This is a genomic window from Salinivibrio kushneri, assembly GCF_005280275.1.
In the GTDB taxonomy this organism is placed as follows: domain Bacteria; phylum Pseudomonadota; class Gammaproteobacteria; order Enterobacterales; family Vibrionaceae; genus Salinivibrio; species Salinivibrio kushneri.
In genome coordinates this window covers 1,405,329-1,431,529 of the sequence record NZ_CP040021.1, presented here as the reverse complement: position 1 = coordinate 1,431,529, position 26,201 = coordinate 1,405,329, and the positions used below count along the sequence as shown (strand labels likewise).

The following is a 26,201-nucleotide window of genomic DNA, read 5'->3' as shown; positions in this document are numbered from 1 at the left end:
ATCACGGACTTTTGCCTTGTTTTGCTGAATAATCTAGTTAAATAACGACAATTTAAGGTGGCTCAGCCATGTATTACGGCTTTGATGTGGGCGGCACGAAAATTGAATTTGGTGCCTTCGATAAACAACTCAATCGTGTCGCGACCGAGCGTCACCCAACCCCAACGCAAGATTACCCTGCCTTAATCGACACATTAGTGCGGTTGGTGGAAAAGTATGATGCGGAGCTAGGGCAAAAAGGAACCATTGGTATTGGTATCCCTGGCTCTCAAGCAGAAGATGGCACGGTGCTGACGGTCAATGTTCCCGCGGCAAATGGACAGTCGTTGCGAGATGATTTACAAGCACGTGTGGGGCGAGAAGTGCGGATTAGCAATGACGCCAATTGTTTTGCGTTGTCGGAAGCATGGGATGTGCAAGCGCAATCGGCAAAAACCGTTCTAGGGTTAATTTTGGGCACCGGCTTCGGTGGTGGATTAGTGATCAATGGCAAGGTCATTAATGGTAAAAACCAAATGGCAGGCGAAGTCGGGCACATGCGTATGCCGATTGATGCCTGGTTACGGTTGGGGGATAAACCGCCGATGTTTGACTGTGGCTGTGGCAATAAAGGCTGCCTGGACAATTATTTATCTGGGCGTGGGTTTGAACAGCTTTATGCTCACTTTTATCAGCCGTTGTCAGCGATCGAAATCATCGAACAGTATCGCCAAGGTGAGCCGGATGCGGTGGCATTTGTTGACTGCTTTTTTGATGTATTAGCCATGGCACTGGGAGGCGTGTTAACCGCGTTTGATCCAGACATGGTCGTGCTTGGTGGCGGTCTCTCTAACTTTGATGAGCTGTATCAAGCGATGCCTGAGCGCTTACCGGCACATCTGCTGTCTGCGGCTAACGCCCCTGATATTGTGAAAGCGCAGCACGGTGATGCGGGAGGGGTGCGTGGCGCTGCCTTCTTACATTTAACCTGATGCCAATAACAAAGCCGACGAACGTCGGCTTTGTGTGAGCGATTTTATTCTGGTTTTTTGTTCTGACAATGGCGGATGGCGTTGTCGAGTAACTCAAGTGCCGTTTTGTCCGTTGGCGGTAACGCCGCATCAGACTCGGCGATCGGTGTTGTACGCTCGCCCCAACGGATTAATCCTGCGCCCCATGTCAGGCCAGCGCCAAATGCCGCGGTGAGCAGCTGGCTATTTGGCTTAACGGCCCCTTGCTCAACCGCTTCGCACAAGGCGATAGGGATGGTGGCTGCTGAGGTATTGCCATAGCGCTGGATATTAATAAACGCCTTGTCTAACTCGATGCCAGCGTGCTCACATAAGGTTTCGATAATCCGTTTGTTGGCTTGATGCGGCACGACCAGATCAATACCGTCGGCGTTGAGCTGATTCCGTGTTAATACCTGATTTGCCGCTGATCCCATGCCTTTGACCGCACGCTTAAAAATATCACGGCCGATAAAATCAAACGCAAAATAGCCATTATCCGGGTCGAAGCGATCCATTGCCGTCCCGAAAGCGGGGATCGCTAACACGTCACGGCCTGCTGGGTCGCAACCAAGTTGTGCATCAAGTAACCCCACTTCCTGCTCGCTTTTGCTTACCACGACGGCGCCGGCACCATCACCAAATAGCACGGCGGTATCGCGTTTGCTCCAATCCAAATACCAGGTTAAATGCTCTGCGCCGATAATGAGTGCATGCTGATAATGGCCAGCTTGGAGCATCTTGGTTGCGGTCTCTAACCCGTATAAAAAACCGGTACAAGCAGCATTCATATCAAATGCCGCGGCACGAAGTGCCCCCAAGTTGCCTTGCACTTTGGAGGCAATATTAGGGATCAGGGTATCTGGTGAGCAGGTCGCTACAATCAACAGATCGAGCTGGCTTGCTTCAATCCCTGCTGTCGCTAACGCGCGTTGGGCGGCAACAGTGGCGAGCTCAGAGGTTTCGACATGACTCACTCGGCGTGCTTCAATGCCTGTGCGTGAGCGAATCCATTCATCATTGGTCTCTAAAATTGTGCTGAGATCGTCATTGCTCAACACCGCGGGCGGAAGACACTTCCCCCAGCCTGTAATTTCTGCAAATGCCATAGTTAGTTACGGGTTGTTTAGCGTGGCGCTAGTGTAAACCTGAAACTCGGATGAAACAATTTTGATGGTCGATAAGGCGTGAAAAACACTACCTGGCGCAAACACCAGGTAGTGGGAGAGTGATTACCAGAATAGGCGAGTGAAAATCGCCAAGACCGCAATACAAACAATGTTGAGATATAAGCCAACACGCATCATATCACGTTGCTCTATATGCCCTGAGCCAAACACAATGGCGTTTGGTGGCGTGGCAACGGGCAGCATAAAGGCACACGACGCGGCAATCGCGATCAGCGCAGAAAGTGCGACTGGCGACACGCCCAATGCTTCGGCGATGGTGGCAAAAACCGGTACCAATAATGCGGCGCTGGCGGTATTGCTCGCAAACTCAGTCAAGAAGATCACGAATGCCACCACGCCTAGCATGGTGAAAAATAGCCCAGATCCTGTCAGTGCATTGCTCAGGTGGTTGGCGAGAAACAAACTCGTACCGGTTGCTTTGAGCACATTGCTCAAGCAAATTCCGCCGCCGAAGAGTAACAGCACGCCCCAGTCAGCGGTTTTTTCGACTTCTTTCCATTTTACAACCCGCGTCGCCCCCAGCAAGACAATCGCAGATAACGCCACAATGGTGTCAAATTTGCTCAGGCCACCGAGCATGGCATTCAATGGTTTACTGAAAATCCAAGCGCTGACGGTCAGTGCGAAAATCACAAGCGTGATCACGCGAGGTGTGCTCCAGGTGAAGTCACGCTGATCCGCTTCAAAACGGTGGTTAAGGTTCGGCTTGGTCAGTGCATACAAGACGATAACCGCGACGGGGAGCAATATCAGAGTGACAGGCAGGCCTAGTTTCATCCAATCTGCGAAGCTAAGCCCGGCTTCAGCCGCTGCAATCGCATTAGGGGGACTACCGACAATGGTTGCTATGCCGCCGATGCTCGCGCAATAGGCAATACCCAAGAGCACAAACACATAAGTGCCATGATCTTTTTGATTGTTCACCTTGTGTAAAATGCCTAACACCAATGGCAACATCATGGCGGTGGTCGCGGTGTTACTGATCCACATGGAAAGGGCGGCGGTGACCCCAAACAGCATCATCACGGCCACTGACATTTTGCCCTGCGCAATCGTGAGCACTTTATTGGCGATGGCTTGATCGAGGCCTTGGGCCTGCAGCGCGGCTGCCAAGGCAAAGCCACCGAGAAAGAGAAAAATGATGGGATTAGCGAAATTTGACATCGCCGCGGGTGTTTCAAACACGCCAAGCGCGACGGCCATAATGGGCACCAGGATCGCGGTGATGCTGACATGAATCGCTTCAGTCAGCCATAGCACGGCAATGAATATCAGTAGACTCAGGCCGGTTGTGACATCTGTTTCAAACGGCAGAGTATTATACAAGATGAAAAACAGGGCAATGTCAGCAAACAAGATCCACGCTTTTCTATCCAGCCCCGGCGCACGGGAGGAAAGGGTTTGCACATCCATAGGGCGTCCTTTTCTTAAACGTTATTGAGTGTTTTTATAATGTTTTACTTTGAGTTTTTAGGTGCTTGATAGGGACAGGGTTGCTGCTATTTGGGTGGCAGTTGGCCGTCAAGCGACGGCTAATATACGCCTAAATAGTCAGTGTGTTAATCGATTGCAGGCAGGTTTTTAAACAAATGATTAAAGTAATGTGAAAATTGTGATTGGGTCGGCACTGGTCGGTACTGGGGTTAGTCCTTCGACGTTGAGACGCCACTGATTGGCTCTTTGGGGCCGGTAAACTTAGGTTTGACGTTGAGAATAAAGCTATCAAGTACCGCTTTGGTTCTCGCTAATACTTCCCTAGCGCGAATTTTGACCCCTGCCCAGCCTTGCGGACTCGGTACGGCGTAACAAATAGCATCAATATTGTTTACATCGGCGAGAAACAACGCACGCTCGCAATGAAACTGTTGGCTGATCACGGTGTAGCGCGCCAAACTGAAAACGGTTTTCGCACGGACAACAGAGTCCAGCGTTCGAAAGCCAGCATAGTCTAGGTGAATTGTCTCTTCCGGGATCCCTGCTTGACGTAAATCTCGCTTCATCGTCCAGGGCTCATTATACGAGCGGTGCGCGTTGTCGCCGCTGAGCAAAAGGTGCTGAATCTTACCTGCATGGTATAACGACTCCGCCGCTTCAATCCGATAGGTGTAATAGGGATTGGGGGTTTTACCAATGTACTTGCTGGTTCCCAGAACCAAGCCGACTTGCCGAGCGGGTAGCGTCTCAGCGTGTTGATAAACCCGGCCTTTGGCGTTAACTGTGATCGCGATATCACTGGCAGCCATCACGATAGCGGTGACCACAGTAAACCCAATCAATGTGAAAATCGCCTGACGAAAAAGGCGCTGGAGAGCCATGGTGCGTTTTATTACCTTTGCGAGCATTAAGCCGCACTCGGGGTCACGTGTGCGGGCAAGTAGGTGGAATAATAGCAAAAAAAGCGCCTCGGTAGACGCTTTTTTCTGTTAGGTTCGCGTTAAAAAGAGGTCCGTTTATAAGCACGATATTGCGGTGACCAAAAGCTCTCTTCAATACGCTTTTTAAGCGCCTCGTCAGACAGTTCTGATGCCACCCCCTCAGTGATCGCTTCTTTTGCTACCGCAAACGCGATGCGTTTTGATACCTGAGTGATATCTTCTAACGACGGTAGTAGGGCGCCTGTGCCACGCTTGGCTAACGGCGAGCACTCAGCTAAAGCACGTGACGAGGCCATCAGCATGCCATCTGTCACCCGGGAGGCGGCGACGGCTAACACGCCCAGCCCGATGCCTGGGAAAATGTAGCTGTTATTACATTGCGCAATAGGAAAGGTCTTGCCATTGTCTAAACGGACAGGCTCGAACGGACTCCCCGTAGCAACCAGTGCTTGACCCTCTGTCCAGCGCAGAATATCAAAGGGCGTCGCCTCTACACGGCTGGTCGGGTTAGAGAGAGGGAAAACGATAGGACGTGGGCAATTGGCATACATTTCTTTCACCACGTCTTCGGTAAATAATCCAGGTGCGCCAGAGACACCGACCAACACGGTCGGTTTCGCATTACGCACGACATCGAGCAATGAAATGTTACTGTCTTCTAACTGCCAGTGGCTGAGCGCCTCGTTCTTTTGCACCAGTCGTTGCTGAAAGTCGAGTAAGTTAGGCATGGCATCGATTAACAATCCCCAGCGATCGACCATGTAGACACGTGCGCGGGCTTCTTGGTCGGAAATCCCTTCAGAGACCATTTGCGCGATGATCGCTTCGGCAATACCACAGCCCGCTGATCCCGCGCCCAAAAATGTGATGCGTTGTTCGGAGAGCTTGGTACCTGCCGCCTTACACGCCGCAATCAAGGAACCAACCGTTACCGCGGCGGTGCCTTGAATATCGTCATTAAAGCAGCAGACGCGATCCTTATAGCGCTCCAGGATCGGCATAGCATTTTTTTGCGCAAAGTCCTCAAATTGAATCAAGGCATCTGGCCAGCGACGCTGCACCGCTTGGATAAACTCTTCAATAAAGGCATCGTACTCTTGTCCACTTATACGGGTGTGACGCCAGCCCATGTACATGGGATCGGAAAGACGTTGTGGGTTGTTGGTACCGACATCCAGCACGATCGGGAGTGTGTAGGCTGGACTAATCCCGCCACAAGCCGTGTAAAGCGATAACTTACCAATCGGGATGCCCATGCCGCCAATGCCTTGATCGCCCAAGCCAAGGATACGCTCCCCATCGGTGACCACAATCACTTTGACGTTGTGACGTGATGCGTTGTTGAGCACATCATCAATGCGATCACGGTTAGGGTAGGAAATAAAAAGCCCGCGGCCTCGACGATAGATATTGGAGAAGTTCTCACAGGCTGCTCCTACCGTCGGGGTATAGATGATAGGCATCATCTCGGTGATGTGATTGGAAACCAACCGGTAAAAAAGCGTTTCGTTGGTATCTTGGATGTTGCGTAGATAAATATGCTTGTCGATATCGTTCTCGAAACGTTGATATTGCTGATAAGCGCGCTCCGTCTGTTCTTCGATTGTTTCGATGGCGTCAGGCAGCAAGCCTTCGAGGTTGAAAAACTTACGCTCTTCGACGCTGAATGCGCTGCCTTTATTCAACAATGGTGTTTCTAGCAAGGCCGGTCCCGCATAGGGAATATAGAGAGGACGTTTTTGGTTATTCATGAATGATCAGACTCGATATTGTCTTTTAATTAGGTCGATGATGAGTATTGGGCGTTATCTGGTGCCTTCGTGGCAAAAATGATCCCTTGCGAAACGCTGTAAAGGCGTTGGTCTGCGATAACCCATAACTACGCTGTAATTGGGGACAAAGTTTAGGCATGAATGGTGACCTAATTCAACTTTTTTACTTGATTGTGCGGGTTTGGCAGAGGCATATGAGGGCGCGTTTAAATTCGTAATCAGCGCTGAAGGGCTCTTTTTTGTCTTTTTATTCAAACGCTTGTGTATAGAAAAAACGGAAGTTAGATCACAACCTCTAGCAAAACTGCGCACGGGATATGGAAGCTGACTACACTAAAAGTAGTAAGTGAATCGCGATAAGGTCATGCCTTGTTCGGTGCCACTTACCCTATTTGGTACGAGCGAATAATAATAATGTTGGCTAGGCATGTTTAATGGAAGGTTAAAAGAGGTAGTCCAATGAAGTCACTCATTGCCGCCAGCTTGCTGGTTTTTTCAACCACCACAGTCGCTGCAAACTTAGGCGAACTGGATTACATCACTGAGGTGTATCCGCCGTTCAACTATGAAGAGCGCGGTGAATTAAAGGGGATTGCGGTTGATTTTCTCGAAGCTGCGACAGAAGCAGCGGGCGATCCGGTGAGCCGAGATCAAGTGAAAATTCAGCCATGGGCCCGTGGTTATGCCACAGCACTGTCTGAGCCCAATACGGTACTGTTTTCAACCACGCGGACGGATGAACGGGAAGATAAATTTAAATGGGTTGGGCCGATTACAGACACTAAAATTGTGGTCTGGGCGCCTAAAAGTAAAGGGATCACTATCGACAATGCGAGTGACTTTGCCAATTATAAAGTAGGCGTTGTACGCGATGACGTCGGCGAGCACTTGTTACGCTCAATGGGGGTCGATGAAGACGCGCTGCGCTTGTCGCCAAAAGCGGATTTACTCGCTAAACAATTGGCGGCGGGCCGTGTCGATATGTGGGCTTACGAGGAAAACGTCAGTGCCTTTATTATGAGCCAAAACAATATTGATACCAGCCAGTTTGAAGTGGTTCATGTCTTGGATGAGTCTCAGCTCTACTATAGCTTTAGTAACAACACGCCAGACAGCTATATTGAAAAGCTACAAGCGGGCATTGACCAAGCGACCGCAGATGGCACGCTTGAGGCCATCAAAAGCAAGTACAAGTAACGCAGTGCGAGTGTTGTCACGAAAAAGCGCTTAGCGACACACGTACCGCCGGATAAAACGGGCCTAAGTCTAATAGGCCCGTTTTTTATTGTATCGATAAAAGGGCTTTGGGTTAGTCGCGAAAGTTTTCAAATTGGAAAGGCTGCTCAAAGTCACTTTCCTTGATTAATTGAATCACGGCCTGTAGATCATCACGCTTTTTGCCGGTGACACGGACTTGCTCGCCTTGAATCTGGGTTTGCACTTTCATCTTGGCATCTTTAATCGCTTTGGTGATCTTCTTGGCGACAGGCGTTTCAATACCGTTTTTAAACTTCACTTGTTGATAAAAGGTTTTGCCAGAGTGGACCATGTCTTGGGTTTCCATTGCGCGTGCGTCAACGCCACGCTTGGCGAGGTTACTGCGTAACATGTCCATCATTTGGTTAACCTGAAAATCTGCTTCAGCCGTTACTTTCACGGTTTCTTTATCAAGTTCGAAGCTGGCCTCGACACCCCGAAAGTCGAAGCGAGTTGCAAGCTCTCGGTTGGCATTATCCACTGCGTTTTTTAGCTCAACGTTGTCAATTTCAGAGACAATATCAAATGAAGGCATAGTCTTTTCCTAATTGGGGCATGAGTCAGTCACGCCGATAAATCGTCAGTCATTATGAGTTGTTGCGCGCCGCGACGGCATCAGCCAGTTGTGCAAGCAAGCGCTCGGTATCGGCCCAACCCAGACAGGGGTCAGTGATCGACTGGCCATAAACACGTGATTGGACGTTACCCATGGCTTGATTACCTTCTTGTAAGAAGCTCTCAGCCATGATGCCAGCAATCGCTTGTTCGCCATGACGGATCTGTTCAGCCACATCGGCACACACATCCAGTTGGCGGCGATGCTGTTTTTGGCAGTTACCGTGGCTGAAGTCTATCACAAGCTTGCGAGGCAATTTGAAATCGCTCAGCGTTTGCGCAGCGGCTTTCACATCGTCGGCGCCATAGTTCGGTTGATGACCGCCTCGCAAAATGACATGCCCATCTGGGTTGCCTGCGGTGCGATAAATGGTCATGCTGCCATTTTTATCGGGCGAGCAGAAAAGGTGTGACTCTCTGCTTGCGCGAATGGCATCGACCGCAATACGGATGTTACCGTCAGTGCCATTTTTAAATCCTACCGGGCTCGATAGCGCAGAGGCCATCTCGCGATGGATTTGTGACTCCGTGGTACGGGCACCAATCGCGCCCCAGCTGATCAAGTCGGCAATGTACTGACCCGTGATCATGTCTAGGAATTCAGTGGCGGTCGGGAGACCCATTTTGTTGATATCTAACAGTAGCTCTCGTGCGGTGAATAGCCCTGCACGTATGTCTCCGCTACCGTCAAGGTGCGGGTCATTGATGAGACCTTTCCAACCAACCACAGTACGTGGTTTCTCAAAATAGGTGCGCATCACCACCAATAATTGATCGGTGTATTTGTCCGCTAGGGTTTTAAGTTTTTCCGCATAATCACGGGCCGCATCGGGATCATGGACGGAGCAGGGCCCAACAATCACGAGAAGCCGCTGATCGTCGCCATTTAGAATGCGACTGATCGCCTGTCGAGCGGCGGTGATATGGTGAGCAACACTGTCGCTGATGGGGTGGGCAGCTTCCACCTCTGCGGGCGTGGGCATGGTATCGACCACGCGTGTTCGAAGCTCATCGGTTTTCAGGGGCATAGAGGACAGCCTTCCTCACATCTTATTCTGTTGCGAAGCCAGTAAGATAGCAAAAAACGCCGCCCATGAAAGCATCAATGTGACATCTGTTGGATTTTTCTTATTAGAATGCCCTCTTGGCTGGGCAGCGTGCGCCTCGGCCAAATAAATGGCGGAGGCGCACAATGTTTTAGGATGAGCAGCTTAGCGTCAAATCTTTCTCATCATCATTGGGGCGTTGGGAAAGATGGTCGAGGCCGCTGTGTGATCGAAAGGGGTCAGCCAGAACACGCATTAAATCGTGCGTTGGCTGCATGTCGCCTTGTTCTGCCGCCTCGATTGCTTGTTGGGCCAAATAATTACGTAAAACAAATTTAGGGTTGGTGGCCTGCATGCAAGTGAGGCGAGTGTTGTCGTCATGTGCCGCTACCCGTTGGTGGTACTCGCTTAACCAAGCCGTTAATGTGTCAGCATCTGATACGAGGTCGTTAAACTGGCTGAGTGTCTTTGCGCTTAATAACGCATCTTGTGTGATGTGGCTGAGTCTATGAAAGAACAGGGTATAATCGACACGTTGAGACTCGAGCAACGAAAAGAGGGCATTGAACAACTCACTGTCTCCTTGCTGGGCATCGGAGATCCCGAGTTTATTGCGCATTACCTGACTATAAGCAACTTGGAGGTGATGCTCGTAACCGCCGAGAATGTCGTTAATCACGTCACTTTCAAGCAGCGGCGTAAAGGCGTAGCCAAGCGCAGAGAGGTTCCATAGCGCAATAGCCGGTTGCTGATTAAAGGCATATCGCCCGGTGTAATCAGTGTGGTTACAAATATTACTCGGATTGAAATCATCCAAAAAAGCATAGGGGCCATAATCGAAGGTCTGGCCTAAAATCGACATATTGTCGGTATTCATCACCCCGTGATTAAAGCCGACTGCCTGCCACTGGGCAATCATTTCTGCCGTGCGTTCGACAATTTCCTGTAGCAATGCGGCATAGGGCGTCTCGGCCTCGGCAAGCTCAGGGAAGTGGCGTGCAATGACATAATCAGCGAGAGTGCGCAGCGCATCGTGCTGTCGGCTGTAAAATAAGTACTCAAAGTGGCCAAAACGCACGTGGCTCTCGGTAACGCGAAGCAGCGTTGCGGCGGTCTCGATACGTTCGCGCATCACCGGGGTATCGCTGGTGGCCATGGCTAATGCTTGTGTGGTGGGGATGTTGAGCCCCCTCATGGCGGCGCTAGCGAGATACTCACGGAGTGTCGAACGCAACACCGCTCGACCATCGCCGTGGCGGCTATAGGGGGTTTTTCCCGCCCCTTTCAAATGCCAATCCCAGAGTGTGCCTTTATCATCACGCCACTCCCCCAATAACACCCCACGGCCATCACCGAGTTCAGGGTTATATTGACCAAATTGGTGCCCTGTGTATTTCATTGCAAAGGGTTGGCGGCCCGCAAGCGGCGCCTCCGCAGACAGAATCGCTCGAAAGCTTTCACTGTGAATGTCTGCCGTCGTTAATCCAAGCTCATCAGCCAGTGCGGCGTTGTATGTTAGAAGCCGGCCATTGTCGAGGGGAGTGGGTTTCACTGCATTGCCAAAAGCACTGCCTAGCTGGCTAAAGCTAAACCGAATGTGTTCACCATCAAATACTGCCATATCTTCCCCCTTGGTTTTATGGTGTAAGCCTAACAGCTTAGCGGTGGCTAACAAGAGATAGAATGTAGGGATATTAGCTGGCATGGTTTGGTGTTTTTTTCCTCACCCACAACGCATTTCTTCCACATCTGAAGGACAAATTGCGTATACTCACAGGCATTATTTTTTACAGCACTGAGACAATGATTAAACTAGGCCAATACAACACATTGACGGTAGTGAAGCAGGCAGACTTCGGCGTGTTTCTTGATGGTGATGAGTTCGGCAATATTTTGCTGCCAACTCGGTACGTCCCGGAGGATACCCATATCGGCGACGAGCTTAATGTGTTCATCTATTTTGACTCCGAAGATGACATTATTGCCACCACTGAAACGCCGTATGTGCAAGTGGGCGAGTTTGCATCGTTGCGCTGTGTTGGCGTGAATTCGGTCGGGGCGTTTGTCGACTGGGGGTTAAGCAAAGATTTATTAGTGCCCTTTAGCGAGCAACGTACGCGCATGGAAGAGGGTAAGCCTTATGTGGTTCGCGTATACACGGATAAAGCCTCGGGCCGTATCGTCGCTAGCCGCAAATTCAACAAGTTTATCAGCGACGAAAAGCCGCGTTTAAAAGCGGGTGACAAAGTGTCGGTCATCATTACGGATATCACTGATCTCGGCTTTAAGTGCGTGGTGAATAATCAGTACTGGGGGCTTATTTATCGCGCTGAAGCGTTCGGGAAGCTGTTTATCGGTAAAAAGCTCAGTGCCTTTGTAAAAACCGTGCGTGAGGACGGCAAAATCGATCTTGCCCTACAAAAGCACGGCAAGGCGCGGGTTGATGATCTGAGTGACAAAGTGATGAAAACGCTTGAGAGCAAAGGGGGCTTTCTACCACTCAATGATAAGAGCTCGCCGGACGCTATTTTTTCTCTCTTTCGTACCAGCAAGGCCACGTTTAAAAAGACGTTGGGCGGACTTTACAAGCAACGTAAAATTCGTATCGAAGCGGACGGGATTTACCTGAACAAGTGACGGTGTCACTTTCTAAGCGTAAAAAAATACCCGGAACGTCCTGTTCCGGGTTCAGGGAAAAGGCTCAAAGAGCCATATGCCAATATTTAGGTTGTGATTACTAAAGTGTAGTCTATCAATAACGGCTTGCCAGTTTGTGACACGACTTTGTGGAATAAACAGTATTATCAGGGGCCTAGCGAGTAAGCCAAGGTCCCTGATTTGCTGTTAAAGCGCCTATCGATGGTCACTTTGTACGGCGTTTATGGTGTTGGAATAGCGGTTCGCCATTCTCGCCATACTTTTTTGCTCTCACTGTGCAACAAGAAATGGCGATGATTATTGGCCACCGGCTGCAAAGGTTGATCGTCTGGAGTTGAGAAAGCAATACCGCCTTTCAGCAAACTATCAATGGTGCCACTTTTTAGATCCGCCCCTGTCAGGCCGATGGATACATCGACCCCGGACTCGTTCCAAAATACCGTGTTTTTACGAACCAGGTGCGCATACTGGGGCGCGACTTGTAGCTCGAAAATGACTCGGTCAGATAGCTCGCCTAATTTAACGCTAGAGACGATACCCACTTCTATATCGCGATGTAACACGGGTGTGCCAGGGGCGATAGAGTGGCGAGCGTCACTCTCCAGGATGAGTGTCAGCCCTTTTGGATATTTGGGCGAGTCATGGAGGATGAATTGTTGGGTGAAGTCGCCGTCTCCGGGCACCACGGAGATATAGGTGCCAAATAACGAGTCCAAGTTCTCTGTTTTAGTGAGGCTGAGGACAGGTTGAGTCAGCCAAAAATAGCTGCCGCTTCGCGCAAGCGCCGTTTTGTATTCCGGATAGAGGCGAGCCTGAATGGTCACGTTATCTTGGTCGAAGTTGGGGCTTAAGGTGATCACTTCGCCAACATCGACCCCTTGATAGCGGATAGCACTGCCCACTTTCACCCCGTTGGCCTGGTCAACCGTTAGCCTGATATCAACACCGTATTGGGCGGCGTCTTGCTTTGAGGGATAAAGCTTCCAATCGCCGTTTCGTTGATTACTGATGCCAGGCATGGTGCCGAACGCGATACCGCCGTTAACCAGTGACCGCAACGAGCCTGTATTAATTTCGACGCCGCTGAGGTTAGCTTTGATATCCAGCCCAGATTGATTCCAAAATACGGTTTGCGGATTAATCAGATGCTTATAGCGATTATTCACCGCGATGGCGATAGACACACTGTTGCCGTTCAGCTGATACCCTTCGACGTGGCCGACCACAAAGTTACGGTACATCACCGGGCTGCCTTCGCTCACACCGGGCATACGACTCGCCACTAAGGTAAAGCGTGTTTCACCGCGGGCATCTTGCTTGGCGTGCTTCGCTTGGATAGGGGAGGTGTAGAGTGGATACGTCTTCTTAACGCCTTTTGCCCCTTCACTGGTAAAGCTTAAAGCCGGATCGGCAATTTGCTCCATCGCCGGTACGACCACATTGAGACCATCACCACTGAACTCGCCAGTGATCCCACCGAGAATAAAAAACTGCGATTGTTGCTTCACCAAATGGCGGTATTCTGGGTAAATGAGCAGCTTCAAAGTGACAGTGTCACTTTCGTTAAGCCCGACACGGTCGATAAAACCCACTTGAATGCCACGATGTAATACTTTGGTGTGGGGAGTTAAGCCGTAGGCATCGTCTGCGGTTAAGGTGACCGTGAGGGCATTGGCCAGTTGCTTTTGCTGTTGGTGCCAAGTGCGGGCAGTAAAGATATCGTCAGGCATCGCGGGATCAGCATCTGCCGAACCAGGCTGGATCGCCAAGTAGTTGCCGAGGACTAAATTCCCCAGGTTCTTTAGTCCATCAAAACCAATTTGTGGCTGTTCTATCTGAAAATAGGTGTCTTGGTTGAGAAGCCAGGTCATGCTGGGGTCAATGTGCGCGGTCGCGACAGGCTGCTGTTGCTGTGCTTCGATGTCAATATGGGTAATTTCACCGATTTCTAACCCTTGATAGGTGATCTTCGTTCCCGAGCCGGGCAGTCCATGTTGTTCAGGGAGCGCTATTTGTATCGATTGACCGCGTGCAGCCTGTGAAAGGCTTTGATAAAGCTGGAAAGGGCGACCTTCTTCAAGTGTTGGGCTTGTTTTCGGGGAGTCGAATGCAATGCCACCGGCAATCAAGCTCGCCACACTCTCGAGCTGCACGTCAACACCAGACACATCAACATTGGCTGTTACACCACTGATCGACCAAAAGCGTGAGTCTTGTTTGAGTAAATGCGAGAATGGCGGCTCAATTAACGCGGAGAGCGTCACCCCTTGCGCATCTTGATCGAGCCGGTAACTGTAGATTTCGCCGACACGAATTTTCCGATAGTAAATCGGCGAACCGACATTGAGTGATCCTAATGTCGGTGCGTGTAGCTTGACCGTTGTGCCAGCTTTTTCGGCGATGTCTGTCGGTGGTTCGTCACGCGCAACAAAGGATAGGCTGGGATCGCCGCTACCCGGTTGTAAGGCAATATAGTTGCCTGAGACCAAGGTTTCGAGGCCGCTGATGCCAGTGATTGAGGCGCGTGGCTTCACTAGCCAGAACTCGGTGCCACTGGTGAGCAGTTTTGTTGCTTCTGGATAGATATTGGCATCAACATAAATGCCGTCCAAGTCATCCGCGAGTGTGATATTGCGCACCTTCCCCACTTCTAATCCTTGGTAACGGATCGTGGTTTGGCCAGCTTCTAACCCTTGCGCATCGCTAAACACAATTTGAATCCGCTGCCCCGCTTCACTGATGGATTGAAATAGCAGCCAAGCGGCCATCAATAAGGCCAATACAGGCAGTATCCATAGAGGAGACAAGCCATAGCTGCTTTTAACGATCGGTGAGGGTATGTCTTGTTTGTCGCTCATGATGATCCCATATCAAACGCGTATCCAGAAATTCAGTAGCAAGCATGGTTAATACCACGACCAAGCCGAATGCAATGGCACCCGGTCCAGGCATAAAGTCCATAATGCGACCACGATCGACTAAGGCGACCATAAACGCAATCACGAATAAATCCATCATCGACCACTTTCCAATCCATTTCACGCCTCGGTATAGCCACATATGTTGACGTGGTGTGATGGCGGTGGTGCACCGTAAGCTTATTAATATCAAACTTAGCCCTAGTATCTTTGCAACGGGCACGACGATACTGGCAGTAAAAATGATCGCAGCGATGCCTGGCATCCCATTATTAATCAGACTCGCGACCCCAGAAAAAATGGTGTCTTCAAGTCGAATGCCGTTGGAGAACAAAATGGAGATTGGGAATAGGTTGGCCGGAAACAGAAAAATGGTAGCGGTGATCAAACAGGCCCAGGTTTTTTGTTCGCTACGTATCAGACGAGGATGAAGCACTTGGTGGCATCGGTGACATCGAGTGTCTTGCTTGACGGTTTGAGTCAGCCCACAGTGGTCGCAGCGCATCAGTGGCGTATGATTGGGCAGCGGCGTTGGTTGTGTAAACGCATCCCAATATCTTTGCGTGTTGACCCGCACCAGTAAAACCGATAGCAAGATTTGTATCGTTGCATAGCAGGCAAGCCCTACGGAAAAGTGCAGGGTGGCATAATCTTGGATTTTAAAACAGGCGATGGCTAAGCTAACCATTAAAACATCCGCCATCACCCAGTGGCGGCTGTGCGCAATCACGCGCACCGCTGGACGAAACCATCGGATAGATTGTCGGCGTCGAGAGAGGTGCAGTACCAATAAGGCACAGGTAAATAAAAGCGGTGCGAATGACGCACAGAATATGACGAGGCTGGCGACAAATGGAAATGAAGACCAAAGTATCTCGGCACCGGTAAGCACGGATGTGGTGATGGTTTTTCCCAGTAAATCGATGGAAAGGAGTGGCAGAAGGTGAGCGGGCAGAAACAGCACCAAAATCGTCAGCGCTAAGGCTATTTCCCCATTAAAAGAGAGCCGCCGTCCGTGTGCGAGCTTGGTGGCGCAGCGTGGACAGATCGCTAGGTGATCGGAGCCTGTTTGGCACGGTTGTAACACCAGATCGCACCCCGAACACCTCGTTAAAGGTGGAGACGTCGCCCATGGTTTGTCTGGTGATTGTGTCATGGTCTACTTTCCCGCCGCCTGTTGTATTGGCCCATACAAGGTTTGATAGACCCCGGGCGCATTAACAAGCTCTGTGTGCGTGCCTTGTTGGGTCACTTGCCCTTCATCCAACACATAAATCAGATCGGCTTCTTTAACTGCCGAGAGACGGTGAGCAACGATAAGGGTTGTCCGTCCCGCCAAAAATGTTTGCATTGCTTGGTGCAGCGCGCGCTCAGTGGCCGTATCTAGCGCTGACGTGGCTTCATCCAAGATAACCAGTTTAGGGTCACTCAGTAGCATGCGTGCAATCGCCACGCGTTGTCGCTGACCGCCAGATAAACGGATCCCTTGGCGTCCAAGCGGTGTATCGAGTCCGTCGGTGAGCTGTGTCACCACATCCCCCAATTGGGCGTGCTCTATAGCTTGCCAAAGCGCGGTGTCAGCGAGATGACGCCCCAAGCATAAGTTATTTCTCAACGTATCATTAAACAGTACAGGCTGTTGCAATACCACGGCAATTTGATGACGGAGGGCATCCATGTCGACATGATTAATCGAGTGGCCGTTAAAGCGTATATCCCCTTGTTCTACCGGATATAGTCCTAACAGCAACTGAATTAGGGTTGATTTTCCGCCGCCACTGGCACCGACTAATGCGACACGCTGGCCGGCAGGGATATCCATGCTTAAACCATTGAGTACCGATTTATCCTCATCGTAAGAGAAGCATAGGTTATCAATTTCGACCGTTAAGCCCGAGCCCTGTGCGTGGGTGGCGATACGACTGGGATCAATGCCCGCGGGTCGACGCGGCTCTTCGGCCAGTTGTAAAACCTCATTAATACGTGTCATTGCGGCTTTAGCACTGTACCAAGCAAATTGGATCCCTAGCAGCTCTTGGACCGGGCCGAGCATAAACCACAAATAGCCAAATACCGCAAACATCAGACCAATCGACAAATCGCTGAAAAAGACCATGCCCATGGCCACGGCGCGAAACAGCTCAAAACCGATCAAGAACATCAAAAATGATAAACGTCCTGCGGCTTCTGACTGCCAGGCATACTTGTCAGCACTGTCTTTAATTTCACTGGCACTGTGGTCAAGTTGACGTAAATATTCACGCTCTCGATTGGCGGCACGAAGTTGATACAAGCCGTCTAACGTATCCACGAGACGTTGCTGGAAACGCTCAAAAGATTGGTTTTCTTCTGTTTTAAGATGCTTAACCCGTTGGCCAAGGGTGCGGCTTAATGCCACGACAATGGGATTAATTAGCAAGATGAACAGACCGAGTCGCCAATCAATCCAAAGTAGGACAACCGCGGTGCCAGTCACCGTCAACAGACCAATAATAAACTTGCTTAGTGTGGTACCAATAAACTTATCGATGGTTTCGACATCGGTGACAAGGTGAGAGGTAAGGCCGCCACTCCCGCGTAATTCGTATTCACGCATACTGATCCGCCCGAGCTTGGCAATCAAGTGTTGGCGAATCTTGTAGGTAATCGCTTTGCCGACGAGCGTGAACTGGCGGCTTTGTAAAATATTGAGTCCCTGGCTAATCACACGCATCAACACGACAATCACCAACACAGCGGCGATATAGACGGCCGCATGCTGCCAGCTCGTTGGGAGCAGGGTGTTGAGTACCGCAAGCCCCCAGTCTGGCTTGTCTAGCAATACCTCATCGACCAATAATGGCATGAGTAACGGAATAGGCACACTGACCAAGGTGGCCGCAATGGCTACCACATTGGCCCAAATAAGCCGAGTGCGATGGGGTCGAGCTTGGTCAAGAAGCCAGCGCCAAGTGATCATAAATAGGGTTACTCAATTGAAAAGTCTTTGGATTATTTCTATTGTAATGGTCTTGTTGTTTGAGATGCAGTGATTTATGGAAAACAAAGCTGATTTTTACCGTTTGTTAACCCAACAAGCGGTTGCGTTATGTGAAGGGGAACCCAACCTTATTGCAAAACTGGCGAATATAAGTGCGTTACTCAATAGCCAGCTTGAAGATATTAACTGGGTGGGTTTCTATCTCGACGAAGGCGCAGAGTTAGTGCTCGGCCCGTTTCAAGGCCAACCAGCCTGTGTACGCATCCCTTATGACAAAGGGGTATGTGGGGCGGCCTATCGCCAAGATACCGTGATGCGAGTAGAAGATGTTCACGCCTTTGAAGGACATATCGCGTGTGACGCGGCGAGTAACTCGGAAATTGTGGTGCCTGTTCGGGTCAATGGCCAATTACAGGCAGTACTGGATATTGATAGTCCAAGTATCGGTCGCTTTGACCAAGAAGATGAACATGGACTGGCTACTTTGGTCAAAGAAATGCAAAAACACTTGTGATTTCGCCAATCTTGGTAGTTTTTTCATATCAGGTATCTATAATACGCACCACTTTCATACTTAAATACACGTAGATACGCTGCTGTGGTTTCTCGCAGCAGGCCAGGAAAAAACATGGAAAATACTGAAAAGCTCGCGAACAGCAAAGAAGTCATTGCCTACATTGCTGAACGTTTCCCTAAATGTTTTACTGTTGAAGGCGAAGCCAAGCCGTTAAAAATTGGTATTTTTCAAGATCTTGCGACACGTCTTGAAGGCGATCCCAAGGTAAGCAAAACCCAATTGCGCGCTGCGCTTCGTCAGTACACGTCTTCCTGGCGTTATCTGCACAGCGTGAAACCAGGGGCGTCACGCGTTGACCTTGATGGCAATGCGTGTGGCGAGCTTGAGCAAGAGCATATCGACCATGCTGCGCAGACCTTGTCAGAAAGCAAAGCGCGTGCGGCAGAGCGTCGTAAGCAGCAACAAGCGAAAAAGTCAGAAGGCCAGGCGAAAAATGCGGGTAAAGCCGCACCAAAAGGCAAAAAGGCGGCTGCGCAATCAGCGAAAGGCCGTACGAGTAAACCAAAGCCCGCTAAAATGACTAAGAAAGAGAGTGAGCCACGTCGCGAACTCAACGCCAACGACGTTGTCGTAGGTAAAGACGTGAATGTGAACATGGGCAACGGTAATCTGCCAGCGACCATTGTTGAAATTAACAAGGATGAGGTGCGTGTTCGCCTGACTAACGGGTTAACCATGTTAGTAAAAGCGGAGCACCTCAGCGCCTAAAGGAGACTCCTCGACGCATGTTTTGTCGACGCCGCGTTTCGGCTATCGCTGCCAGCTTGATGCTGGCAGCCTCTGCCCAGGCCGTAGAAGCCAATTTTCAACTCAGTGAACTCCCTTCACTGTCCGCTGAACCCCAACATGAAACCGCTTCCAAGCGTGTAACTTCTCGTTTCACTCGATCCCACTATAAGCAGTTCGCGCTCGACGATGCCTTCTCAGCGGCGATTTTTGATCGTTATTTGGAAACACTGGATTATAACCGTGTGTTTTTAACCCAAGGTGATGTCGAACGTCTATCACGCTGGAAAACGCGTTTAGATGACCAGCTTAAAGAAGGTGATACACAAGCAGCCTATGCGATTTACAATCATGTGCTGAAAAAACGCTTTGAGCGTTATCAGTACGCGCTGCGCGTGTTGGACAAGCCCTTTGATTTCTCTGCTGACGAAAGCATGGTGCTAGATCGGACGGAGCGGCCTTGGGCGGCTGACGAAGCCGAACTGGATGCCATTTGGGATAAACGGGTTAAAAACGATGCTTTGAACCTACGTTTGACGGGGAAAGAGGATGAAGAAATCCGAGAGACCTTGGGCAAGCGTTATAACAGCGCATTGAAGCGTTTAACCCAAAGTCACAGCGAAGATGTGTTTCAGGTCTACATGAATGCCTTTGCGCGTGAAGTTGACCCACACACCAGCTACCTATCACCACGTAATGCCGAGCAATTCCAGTCGGAAATGAACTTGTCCCTCGAAGGAATAGGGGCGGTGTTACAAGTGAAAAACGAATACACAGTGATTCGTTCCCTCGTCGCCGGTGGCCCGGCATCTAAGTCCAAACAGCTTTCACCTGGCGACCGTATTATTGGCGTGGGCCAAGAAGACGAGGCGGTTGTTGATGTGATTGGCTGGCGATTGGACGATGTGGTCGAGCTGATTAAAGGCCCTAAAGGCAGTGAGGTGAAACTCAAGATCTTGCCCGAAGGGGCTAACGCTAAGAGTTACAACGTCACTCTAACCCGTGACAAAATACGCCTAGAAGATCGCGCGGTAAAATCTGACGTGATTGAGCGTGGTGACGAAAAAATCGGCGTACTGACGGTCCCCGGGTTTTACGTCGGGCTGGCCGATGACACCAAAAAAGAGATCGCCAATCTTAAAGAAAAGGGGATCAGCGGCATCGTTGTCGACTTACGCAATAACGGTGGTGGTGCACTGAGTGAAGCAACTGCGCTCAGTGGCTTGTTTATTGAGAAAGGCCCCATTGTACAAGTCAGAGACAGCTATGGGCGAGTGAAAGTGAACAGTGATACGGACGGCAAACGTTTCTACGACGGGCCGATGACGGTATTAATCAATCGCTATAGTGCGTCAGCGTCTGAGATCTTTGCCGCGGCAATGCAAGACTACGATCGCGCGGTCGTGCTTGGTGAGCAATCTTTTGGTAAAGGAACCGTACAGCAGCACCGTTCGCTCAACCATATTTATGACTTGTTCGACAAACCGCTGGGTTACGTGCAATACACTATCCAGAAGTTCTATCGGATTAGCGGTGGCAGTACCCAGAACAAAGGTGTGGTGCCAGATATTGTCTTTCCTTCTCCCGTCACACCGGATGAAACCGGTGAGAGTGTCGAGGAGAATGCGCTTCCTTGGGATCGGATTGAAAAAGCAGATTATCAACCAAGATCGCTGCCTTCGTCGCTGGTAAGCACGCTGGGCGAAAGGCACAAAGCGCGGATCAAAGATGATCGTGAATTCGACTTCATTCGCCAAGATATTGCGCGTTACCAAGAAGAGAAAGATAAAAATACGATTTCTTTGAACGAACAAAAACGTCGCAAAGACATGGATCGGGAAGACGAAGCGCGTTTGGCGCGGTTGAATACGCGCCAGGAAGCATTGGGTGAGCCCCCCTTTAAAACGCTCGATGATGTGCCTAAAGACTACGAAGAGCCAGATGCATACTTAGATGAAGCCGCGAGCATCACAAAAGATTTGGCTAATCTTCTTTCTGCCAACCGTTAGGTAGCAGGTTGGCATTGTCCGAGTCCCCCCAAGCCTAGGCCATTCGCCTAGGCTTTTTTTATGACATTATGGTGACGACGAGACGGTGTCACTCAACATGAAACGAGATCTTGCTCAAAAAACTGCATAAAACTGAGAAGTCCGTCTAACCTTATTGGTAGGGCATCACTGCCAATAAGGGGGAAGGTATGCGTTGCTTATTGGGTGCTTTTGTGGCCTTAGTGATGGCGTTGCCAGTACGCGGTGACGACTTAGCGCGATTTGACGTCCCGTTACTGCTTGGTCAATGGTATTGGTTTAGTGCTGAGGAAGAGTCAGAGGCTCGTCATCCTTATAAAGCCATTAACCTTTCGTTTAATTCTCATTATGAATTTCGTATTGATATGCTGCGTCGTGATGGGCAACTTGAAACGGCGGCCGGCAGATATACGGTGAACCATCAAGCATTACGGTTGTACGATGGGCAGGGGGCGGATCAAGTGCATGCCTACCAGTTGAATCATAACCAGTTGCAGCTTCAGGGGGCGGTTTTTACCAAACTGCTGCCGGAGGATCTCTCCGGTGTATGGCGTTCAAACCGTATTGAAGGGGAAGATGTGAGTGAAGCGGTGGATGGTGTGTCGCTGAAACTTCGCCCAGACTTTCTCTTCGCGATGCAGGTGCGTGGCAACGATGGCCGCTCCATTACTCACCGCGGGGTGTATTTGGTTGAAGGTGACAACCTGATGCTTATTTATGAACAAGGACGCCATTCATCCCAGTACCAACTCGCCTCAGATACCTTACGCTTAACCAATGAGGTGTTTGGTATGGAGGCGGTGTTACAACGCCAACGTTAGCGGTGGTGGCTATATCAGTAGAAGAAGTCGAGATTAAAAAGGGCCGGTAATTAACCGGCCCTCTCTGTAGGTGTGAAGCGTCTCGTCCGACAACGGTTTAGTCCGGTAACTTGAACGCGGCTTTTAGTGCAGAGAGGTGCGCCTCATCTTTACAAATGGCTTTGTTAGGTTCATCAGAAATTTTGGCGACAGGTTTCCCTTGGCAGGTGGTAAGTTTGATCACCACATTCAGGGTTTTCACATTGGGCAGATCACAGGTCAACTGCGTGCCAATACCAAATGAGGTCGTGGCTTTGTCGGCAAAGTATTGATAGATGTGCACAGCCTTCGCCAGCGTGAGGCTATCGGAGAAGACCAGCGTCTTATCTTTGGGATCAATGCCATGCTCCCGATAATGCGCGATCGCCTTTTCACCCCACGCAATCGGGTTACCACTGTCATGACGTAAGCCGCTAAAGGCATGGCAAAGTGAACGATCAAAGTCCTGTAAAAAGGCATCCATGTTGATGCAATCGGTTAACGCTATCCCGAGGCTATCGGGATATTCTTGTAGCCAGACTTGTAACGCAAGCTGCTGAGAGTCAGCTAACTGGCCGGCAAGCTGCTGATGGGCCTGAAACCACTCATGTGCTTGGGTGCCGACAGGCGGGAGCCCTAGCTGTTTCGCTAGCCACACGTTAGAGGTGCCTTTTAAAGGCGGATAGACGTCGTGCAGTCGTGTCACTACCGCTTGGTGCACCTCGCGTGAAAACCGTCGTCGTGTGCCAAAGTCCACCAGCTGAAACCCATCCGCAAAGCCATCTTTGGGTAGATGTGCAAGTTTATCATCAAGACGCGTGAGCGCGTCATTGACCGTGTGATGAGGGTAGCAGGCGCGATTTCTCAACTCACAAATAATCGCCAGTAGGGGTACTTCCCAGAGAATCACCTCGTGCCAGGGGCCGGCGATATGAATCGCCAATTGACCGTCTTCGATACCGACAGTGACCTGGTCAGGATCGAATTGAAAACCTGACAAAAAGGCGAGAAAGTCTGCTTGATACAGACCTAGCGAGTCCAGATAGCTGAGCTCGTCTTCACGAAACCGTAATGTCGCGAGATGGTGGACATGATCCACCACCTGTTCACATAGGTAGGAGAGGTCTTCATCACTGCGGCAGTAAAAGTCAGCGGTAACGTGGACATCAGGATAATGATGGAATACTGCTTGCTGCATATTGATTTTATAAGCATCAGTATCCAAAAGTGATGTAATGATCGGATTGTGCATGCGTGGTGAACGCCTTACGGGTTACAAAACGAAATGAGCGTCATAGTACCGCAATTTTTATAAAATTTAACCGTCGTCACATTATATTTCCGTTGGGATTGGCAGGCTTCGTTGACATTATGCGGCATTTATTGAATGTAAACGCAAACATTTGATAACAAACTGTTAAATCTATAGTCATCGATGCCAAGCCGCGGTAAGGTATGGCATGCAAAATCGCCCTTGGGCGAATGAATACAGTTCGTTGGCTGAGGTACACTCGATAAAAAGGAAACGACATGTCTCAACAACCCACCGCCAAATACCGTGATGATTACCGTGCACCGGATTTCACTATTACGGACATCAATCTTGAGTTTGATCTCCATCCGAACAACACCCTGGTCACTGCCGTCAGTCAGGTAAAACGCCTGAATAATGACGCGACGGATCTCGAACTAGACGGTGACGCATTGACGTTAGTGCGCCTAGACATCAACGGCGACCCTTGGACGGCTTATAGTGAAGAAGCGGGTAAATTGATTATCCGAGACGTTCCTGAAGCGTTTACGTTAACCGTACAAACTCAGCTTGACCCGGAAAACAATACTGCTTTAGAGGGGCTCTATATCTCAGGCGGGGCGTACTGCACCCAGTGTGAAGCGGAAGGGTTTCGCCGAATCACTTATTATCTCGACCGTCCCGATGTGTTAGCGCGCTTTACCACCAAGGTGATTGCGGATAAAGCAAATTATCCGTACTTACTCAGTAATGGTAATAAGATCGCGTCGGGTGAATTGGAAGGTGACCGCCACTGGGTGGAATGGCATGACCCTTACGCCAAGCCCAGCTACCTATTTGCGCTGGTTGGTGGCGATTTTGATGTGTTACGCGATACGTTTGTCACACGATCTGGCCGAGATGTGGCGTTGGAGATTTTTGTTGATAAAGGCAACTTGGATCGTGCCGATCACGCAATGACTTCACTCAAAAACGCAATGAAATGGGACGAGGATCGCTTTGATCTTGAATACGATCTAGACATCTACATGATCGTCGCCGTTGACTTCTTCAACATGGGCGCCATGGAGAATAAAGGCTTAAATATCTTTAACTCCAAGTACGTATTGGCAAACGCAGAAACCGCCACCGATACCGATTATCTTGGCATCGAAGCGGTCATTGGCCATGAGTACTTCCATAACTGGACGGGGAACCGAGTGACATGCCGTGATTGGTTCCAACTGAGCCTCAAAGAAGGGCTAACGGTATTCCGAGACCAAGAGTTTTCGTCAGATTTAGGCTCGCGCTCGGTTAATCGTATCAATAACGCACGTATTATGCGTGGCCCGCAGTTTGCTGAAGATGCCAGCCCCATGTCTCATCCGATTCGGCCAGAGAAGGTGATCGAGATGAATAACTTTTACACCCTGACGGTGTATGAGAAGGGCAGCGAAGTTATCCGCATGATGCATACTATTTTGGGTGAAGCAGGCTTCCAAAAAGGGGTTAAGCTTTACTTTGAGCGCCATGATGGTACCGCGGCAACCTGTGATGATTTTGTTCAAGCGATGGAGGATGCCTCTGGGATTGATTTGACCCAGTTCCGTCGTTGGTATAGCCAGTCGGGAACGCCAGTGCTCAGCGTGTCGTCGACGTATGATCCTGATAGCAAACAATTAGCACTGCATGTTTCTCAGCACACCCCGCCAACGGCGGATCAACAGGAGAAGTTGCCGCTTTACATCCCATTGGATATCGAGCTGTATCGTCGTGATGGCAGTGTGATTAAGTTACAGCGTCACGGTGAGAGCGTCTCCAATGTGCTCGCGGTAACGGAGACAGAGCAAACCTTTATTTTTGATGAGGTGGACGAGCAACCTGTGCTATCACTACTGCGCGAGTTCTCGGCGCCGGTGAAGCTTGATCATGATTATCAAGATGATGAATTAGCCTTCTTATTGCAACATGCGCGTAATGACTTTGCGCGGTGGGATGCGGGTCAGAGCCTACTGGCTAAGCATATTAAAGCGAACGTCGCACGGGTACAGAACGAGCAGCCTATTGATGTGCCTCTGTCTGTGATTGATGCGTTCCGTGGCGTACTCCTTAGTGACAACACGGATCCGGCTTTGATTGCAGAAGTACTTAATCTTCCAAGTGAAACCGAAGTGGCAGGGTGGTTTGATACCGTTGACGTTGATGCTATTCACCAGGTGATGGCGGCGTTCAAGCAGCAGTTTGCCGATCATATGGTTGATGAGTTTGATGCGGTATACCGCCAGTATGCGCAGCCTGAATATCAGATCACTCATAAAGCTATCGGTGAGCGCGCGTTGCGCAATACCTGTTTGGGCTATCTCGCCCATACGGAAAACGGCAATACGCATGTTGAGCGTCATTACCATGCTGCGAATAATATGACCGACACCATGGCAGCATTGAATGCTGCCAACAATGCGCAATTGCCGTGCCGTGAACCACTGATGAAAGATTTCAGTGATAAATGGCAGCATGATGGGCTAGTAATGGACAAATGGTTTATGCTGCAAGGGGCAAACCCAGCAGACAATGCGCTTGACCAAGTTAGAGTGCAAATGGACCATCCGGCCTTTACCCTTAAAAACCCCAACCGTGTTCGCAGCTTAGTGGGCGCTTTTTGCAACCGAAACCCTGCGCGTTTCCACGCTAAAGACGGTAGCGGCTATCGGTTTTTGAAAGAGATCTTAGTGATACTCAACCAATCTAACCCACAGGTGGCGTCTCGATTGATTGATCCTATGCTCAAGCTTGCCCATTACGATCGCGATCGCCAGCAGCAAATGCGCCAGATATTGCAAGAGTTGGCCGATATGGATAACTTAGCAGCGGATCTTTATGAAAAAGTAGAAAAAACACTTGAGCAGTAAGAAACGATTTGGGATAAAATCAGCCAAGCGTTAACAAGTGTGAAAAGCCGTCCACCTTGGGCGGCTTTTTGTTTTCGGTGGTTGATTGGTTT

General features: G+C 50.0%; 19 protein-coding genes. 8 read left to right on the top strand and 11 right to left on the bottom strand.

From position 1 onward, the window contains the following. The first annotated feature begins 68 nt into the window (after window positions 1-68). On the top strand, window positions 69-971 hold the full coding sequence (gene nagK, locus FCN78_RS06830; protein WP_077658646.1) for an N-acetylglucosamine kinase: 903 nt from the start codon (window positions 69-71) through the stop codon (window positions 969-971). A gap of 44 nt (window positions 972-1,015) precedes the next feature. Here nagK and FCN78_RS06825 read toward each other — a convergent pair whose 3' ends face one another. From FCN78_RS06825 to FCN78_RS06810, 4 genes are all read right to left on the bottom strand, one after another. Then, complete coding sequence (locus FCN78_RS06825; RefSeq protein WP_077658645.1) at window positions 1,016-2,098, bottom strand: ketoacyl-ACP synthase III; 1,083 nt, start codon at window positions 2,096-2,098, stop codon at window positions 1,016-1,018. A gap of 123 nt (window positions 2,099-2,221) precedes the next feature. Then, the gene (locus FCN78_RS06820; RefSeq protein WP_077458730.1) at window positions 2,222-3,592 is read right to left on the bottom strand and encodes an SLC13 family permease; all 1,371 of its coding nucleotides are present in this window, start codon (window positions 3,590-3,592) and stop codon (window positions 2,222-2,224) included. A 230-nt stretch (window positions 3,593-3,822) separates the two neighbouring features. After that, window positions 3,823-4,494, bottom strand: a complete 672-nt coding sequence (locus FCN78_RS06815; protein ID WP_069362436.1) for a SanA/YdcF family protein — start codon at window positions 4,492-4,494, stop codon at window positions 3,823-3,825. 119 nt (window positions 4,495-4,613) lie between these two features. Beyond that, window positions 4,614-6,305 carry an NAD-dependent malic enzyme gene (locus FCN78_RS06810; RefSeq protein WP_077486280.1) on the bottom strand — a complete coding sequence of 564 codons (1,692 nt, stop codon included), beginning with the start codon at window positions 6,303-6,305 and terminating at the stop codon, window positions 4,614-4,616. A gap of 480 nt (window positions 6,306-6,785) precedes the next feature. Between FCN78_RS06810 and FCN78_RS06805 the strand changes: the two genes are divergently transcribed. Beyond that, the gene (locus FCN78_RS06805) at window positions 6,786-7,523 is read left to right on the top strand and encodes a substrate-binding periplasmic protein (protein ID WP_077458728.1); all 738 of its coding nucleotides are present in this window, start codon (window positions 6,786-6,788) and stop codon (window positions 7,521-7,523) included. Between the two features lie 112 nt (window positions 7,524-7,635). On the opposite strand, the gene FCN78_RS06800 is transcribed toward FCN78_RS06805, so the two are convergent. From FCN78_RS06800 to FCN78_RS06790, 3 genes are all read right to left on the bottom strand, one after another. Further along, window positions 7,636-8,118: a YajQ family cyclic di-GMP-binding protein gene (locus tag FCN78_RS06800; RefSeq protein WP_069362433.1), complete on the bottom strand. Its 483-nt coding sequence runs from the start codon at window positions 8,116-8,118 to the stop codon at window positions 7,636-7,638. A 52-nt stretch (window positions 8,119-8,170) separates the two neighbouring features. Further along, a complete protein-coding gene (locus FCN78_RS06795; RefSeq protein WP_069362432.1) occupies window positions 8,171-9,226 on the bottom strand; it encodes a 3-deoxy-7-phosphoheptulonate synthase in 1,056 nt (351 codons plus the stop codon). Between the two features lie 169 nt (window positions 9,227-9,395). Then, window positions 9,396-10,865: a protein adenylyltransferase SelO gene (locus FCN78_RS06790; RefSeq protein WP_077658775.1), complete on the bottom strand. Its 1,470-nt coding sequence runs from the start codon at window positions 10,863-10,865 to the stop codon at window positions 9,396-9,398. A gap of 182 nt (window positions 10,866-11,047) precedes the next feature. On the opposite strand from FCN78_RS06790, the gene FCN78_RS06785 reads away from it, so the two are divergent. Further along, complete coding sequence (locus tag FCN78_RS06785; RefSeq protein ID WP_077486276.1) at window positions 11,048-11,881, top strand: CvfB family protein; 834 nt, start codon at window positions 11,048-11,050, stop codon at window positions 11,879-11,881. A 242-nt stretch (window positions 11,882-12,123) separates the two neighbouring features. Here FCN78_RS06785 and FCN78_RS06780 read toward each other — a convergent pair whose 3' ends face one another. Genes FCN78_RS06780 through FCN78_RS06770 form a run of 3 tightly spaced genes read right to left on the bottom strand, consistent with a single transcriptional unit; the run spans window position 12,124 to window position 17,779 of the window. Then, complete coding sequence (locus FCN78_RS06780) at window positions 12,124-14,760, bottom strand: PqiB family protein (RefSeq protein ID WP_077658644.1); 2,637 nt, start codon at window positions 14,758-14,760, stop codon at window positions 12,124-12,126. Beyond that, a complete protein-coding gene (locus FCN78_RS06775; RefSeq protein WP_077658643.1) occupies window positions 14,723-15,976 on the bottom strand; it encodes a paraquat-inducible protein A in 1,254 nt (417 codons plus the stop codon). The genes FCN78_RS06780 and FCN78_RS06775 overlap by 38 nt, the downstream gene beginning before the upstream one ends. Before the next feature lie 3 nt (window positions 15,977-15,979). Beyond that, window positions 15,980-17,779, bottom strand: a complete 1,800-nt coding sequence (locus tag FCN78_RS06770) for an ABC transporter ATP-binding protein (protein ID WP_069362428.1) — start codon at window positions 17,777-17,779, stop codon at window positions 15,980-15,982. A gap of 76 nt (window positions 17,780-17,855) precedes the next feature. Between FCN78_RS06770 and FCN78_RS06765 the strand changes: the two genes are divergently transcribed. From FCN78_RS06765 to FCN78_RS06750, 4 genes are all read left to right on the top strand, one after another. Continuing rightward, window positions 17,856-18,314, top strand: coding sequence for a GAF domain-containing protein (locus FCN78_RS06765; RefSeq protein ID WP_077458723.1), 459 nt, complete (start codon window positions 17,856-17,858; stop codon window positions 18,312-18,314). Between the two features lie 114 nt (window positions 18,315-18,428). Then, the gene (proQ, locus tag FCN78_RS06760; RefSeq protein ID WP_077658642.1) at window positions 18,429-19,085 is read left to right on the top strand and encodes an RNA chaperone ProQ; all 657 of its coding nucleotides are present in this window, start codon (window positions 18,429-18,431) and stop codon (window positions 19,083-19,085) included. Between the two features lie 17 nt (window positions 19,086-19,102). Continuing rightward, entirely contained in the window at window positions 19,103-21,112 is a 2,010-nt protein-coding gene (prc, locus tag FCN78_RS06755; RefSeq protein WP_077648846.1) for a carboxy terminal-processing peptidase, read from the top strand. A gap of 188 nt (window positions 21,113-21,300) precedes the next feature. After that, a complete protein-coding gene (locus FCN78_RS06750) occupies window positions 21,301-21,951 on the top strand; it encodes a hypothetical protein (RefSeq protein WP_077458720.1) in 651 nt (216 codons plus the stop codon). A 97-nt stretch (window positions 21,952-22,048) separates the two neighbouring features. Here the strand turns inward: FCN78_RS06750 and pncB are convergent, their stop codons facing one another. Further along, window positions 22,049-23,221, bottom strand: coding sequence for a nicotinate phosphoribosyltransferase (gene pncB, locus FCN78_RS06745; RefSeq protein ID WP_077658641.1), 1,173 nt, complete (start codon window positions 23,219-23,221; stop codon window positions 22,049-22,051). Between the two features lie 278 nt (window positions 23,222-23,499). Between pncB and pepN the strand changes: the two genes are divergently transcribed. Beyond that, entirely contained in the window at window positions 23,500-26,109 is a 2,610-nt protein-coding gene (pepN, locus tag FCN78_RS06740) for an aminopeptidase N (protein WP_077658640.1), read from the top strand. The last annotated feature ends 92 nt before the right edge of the window (window positions 26,110-26,201 follow it).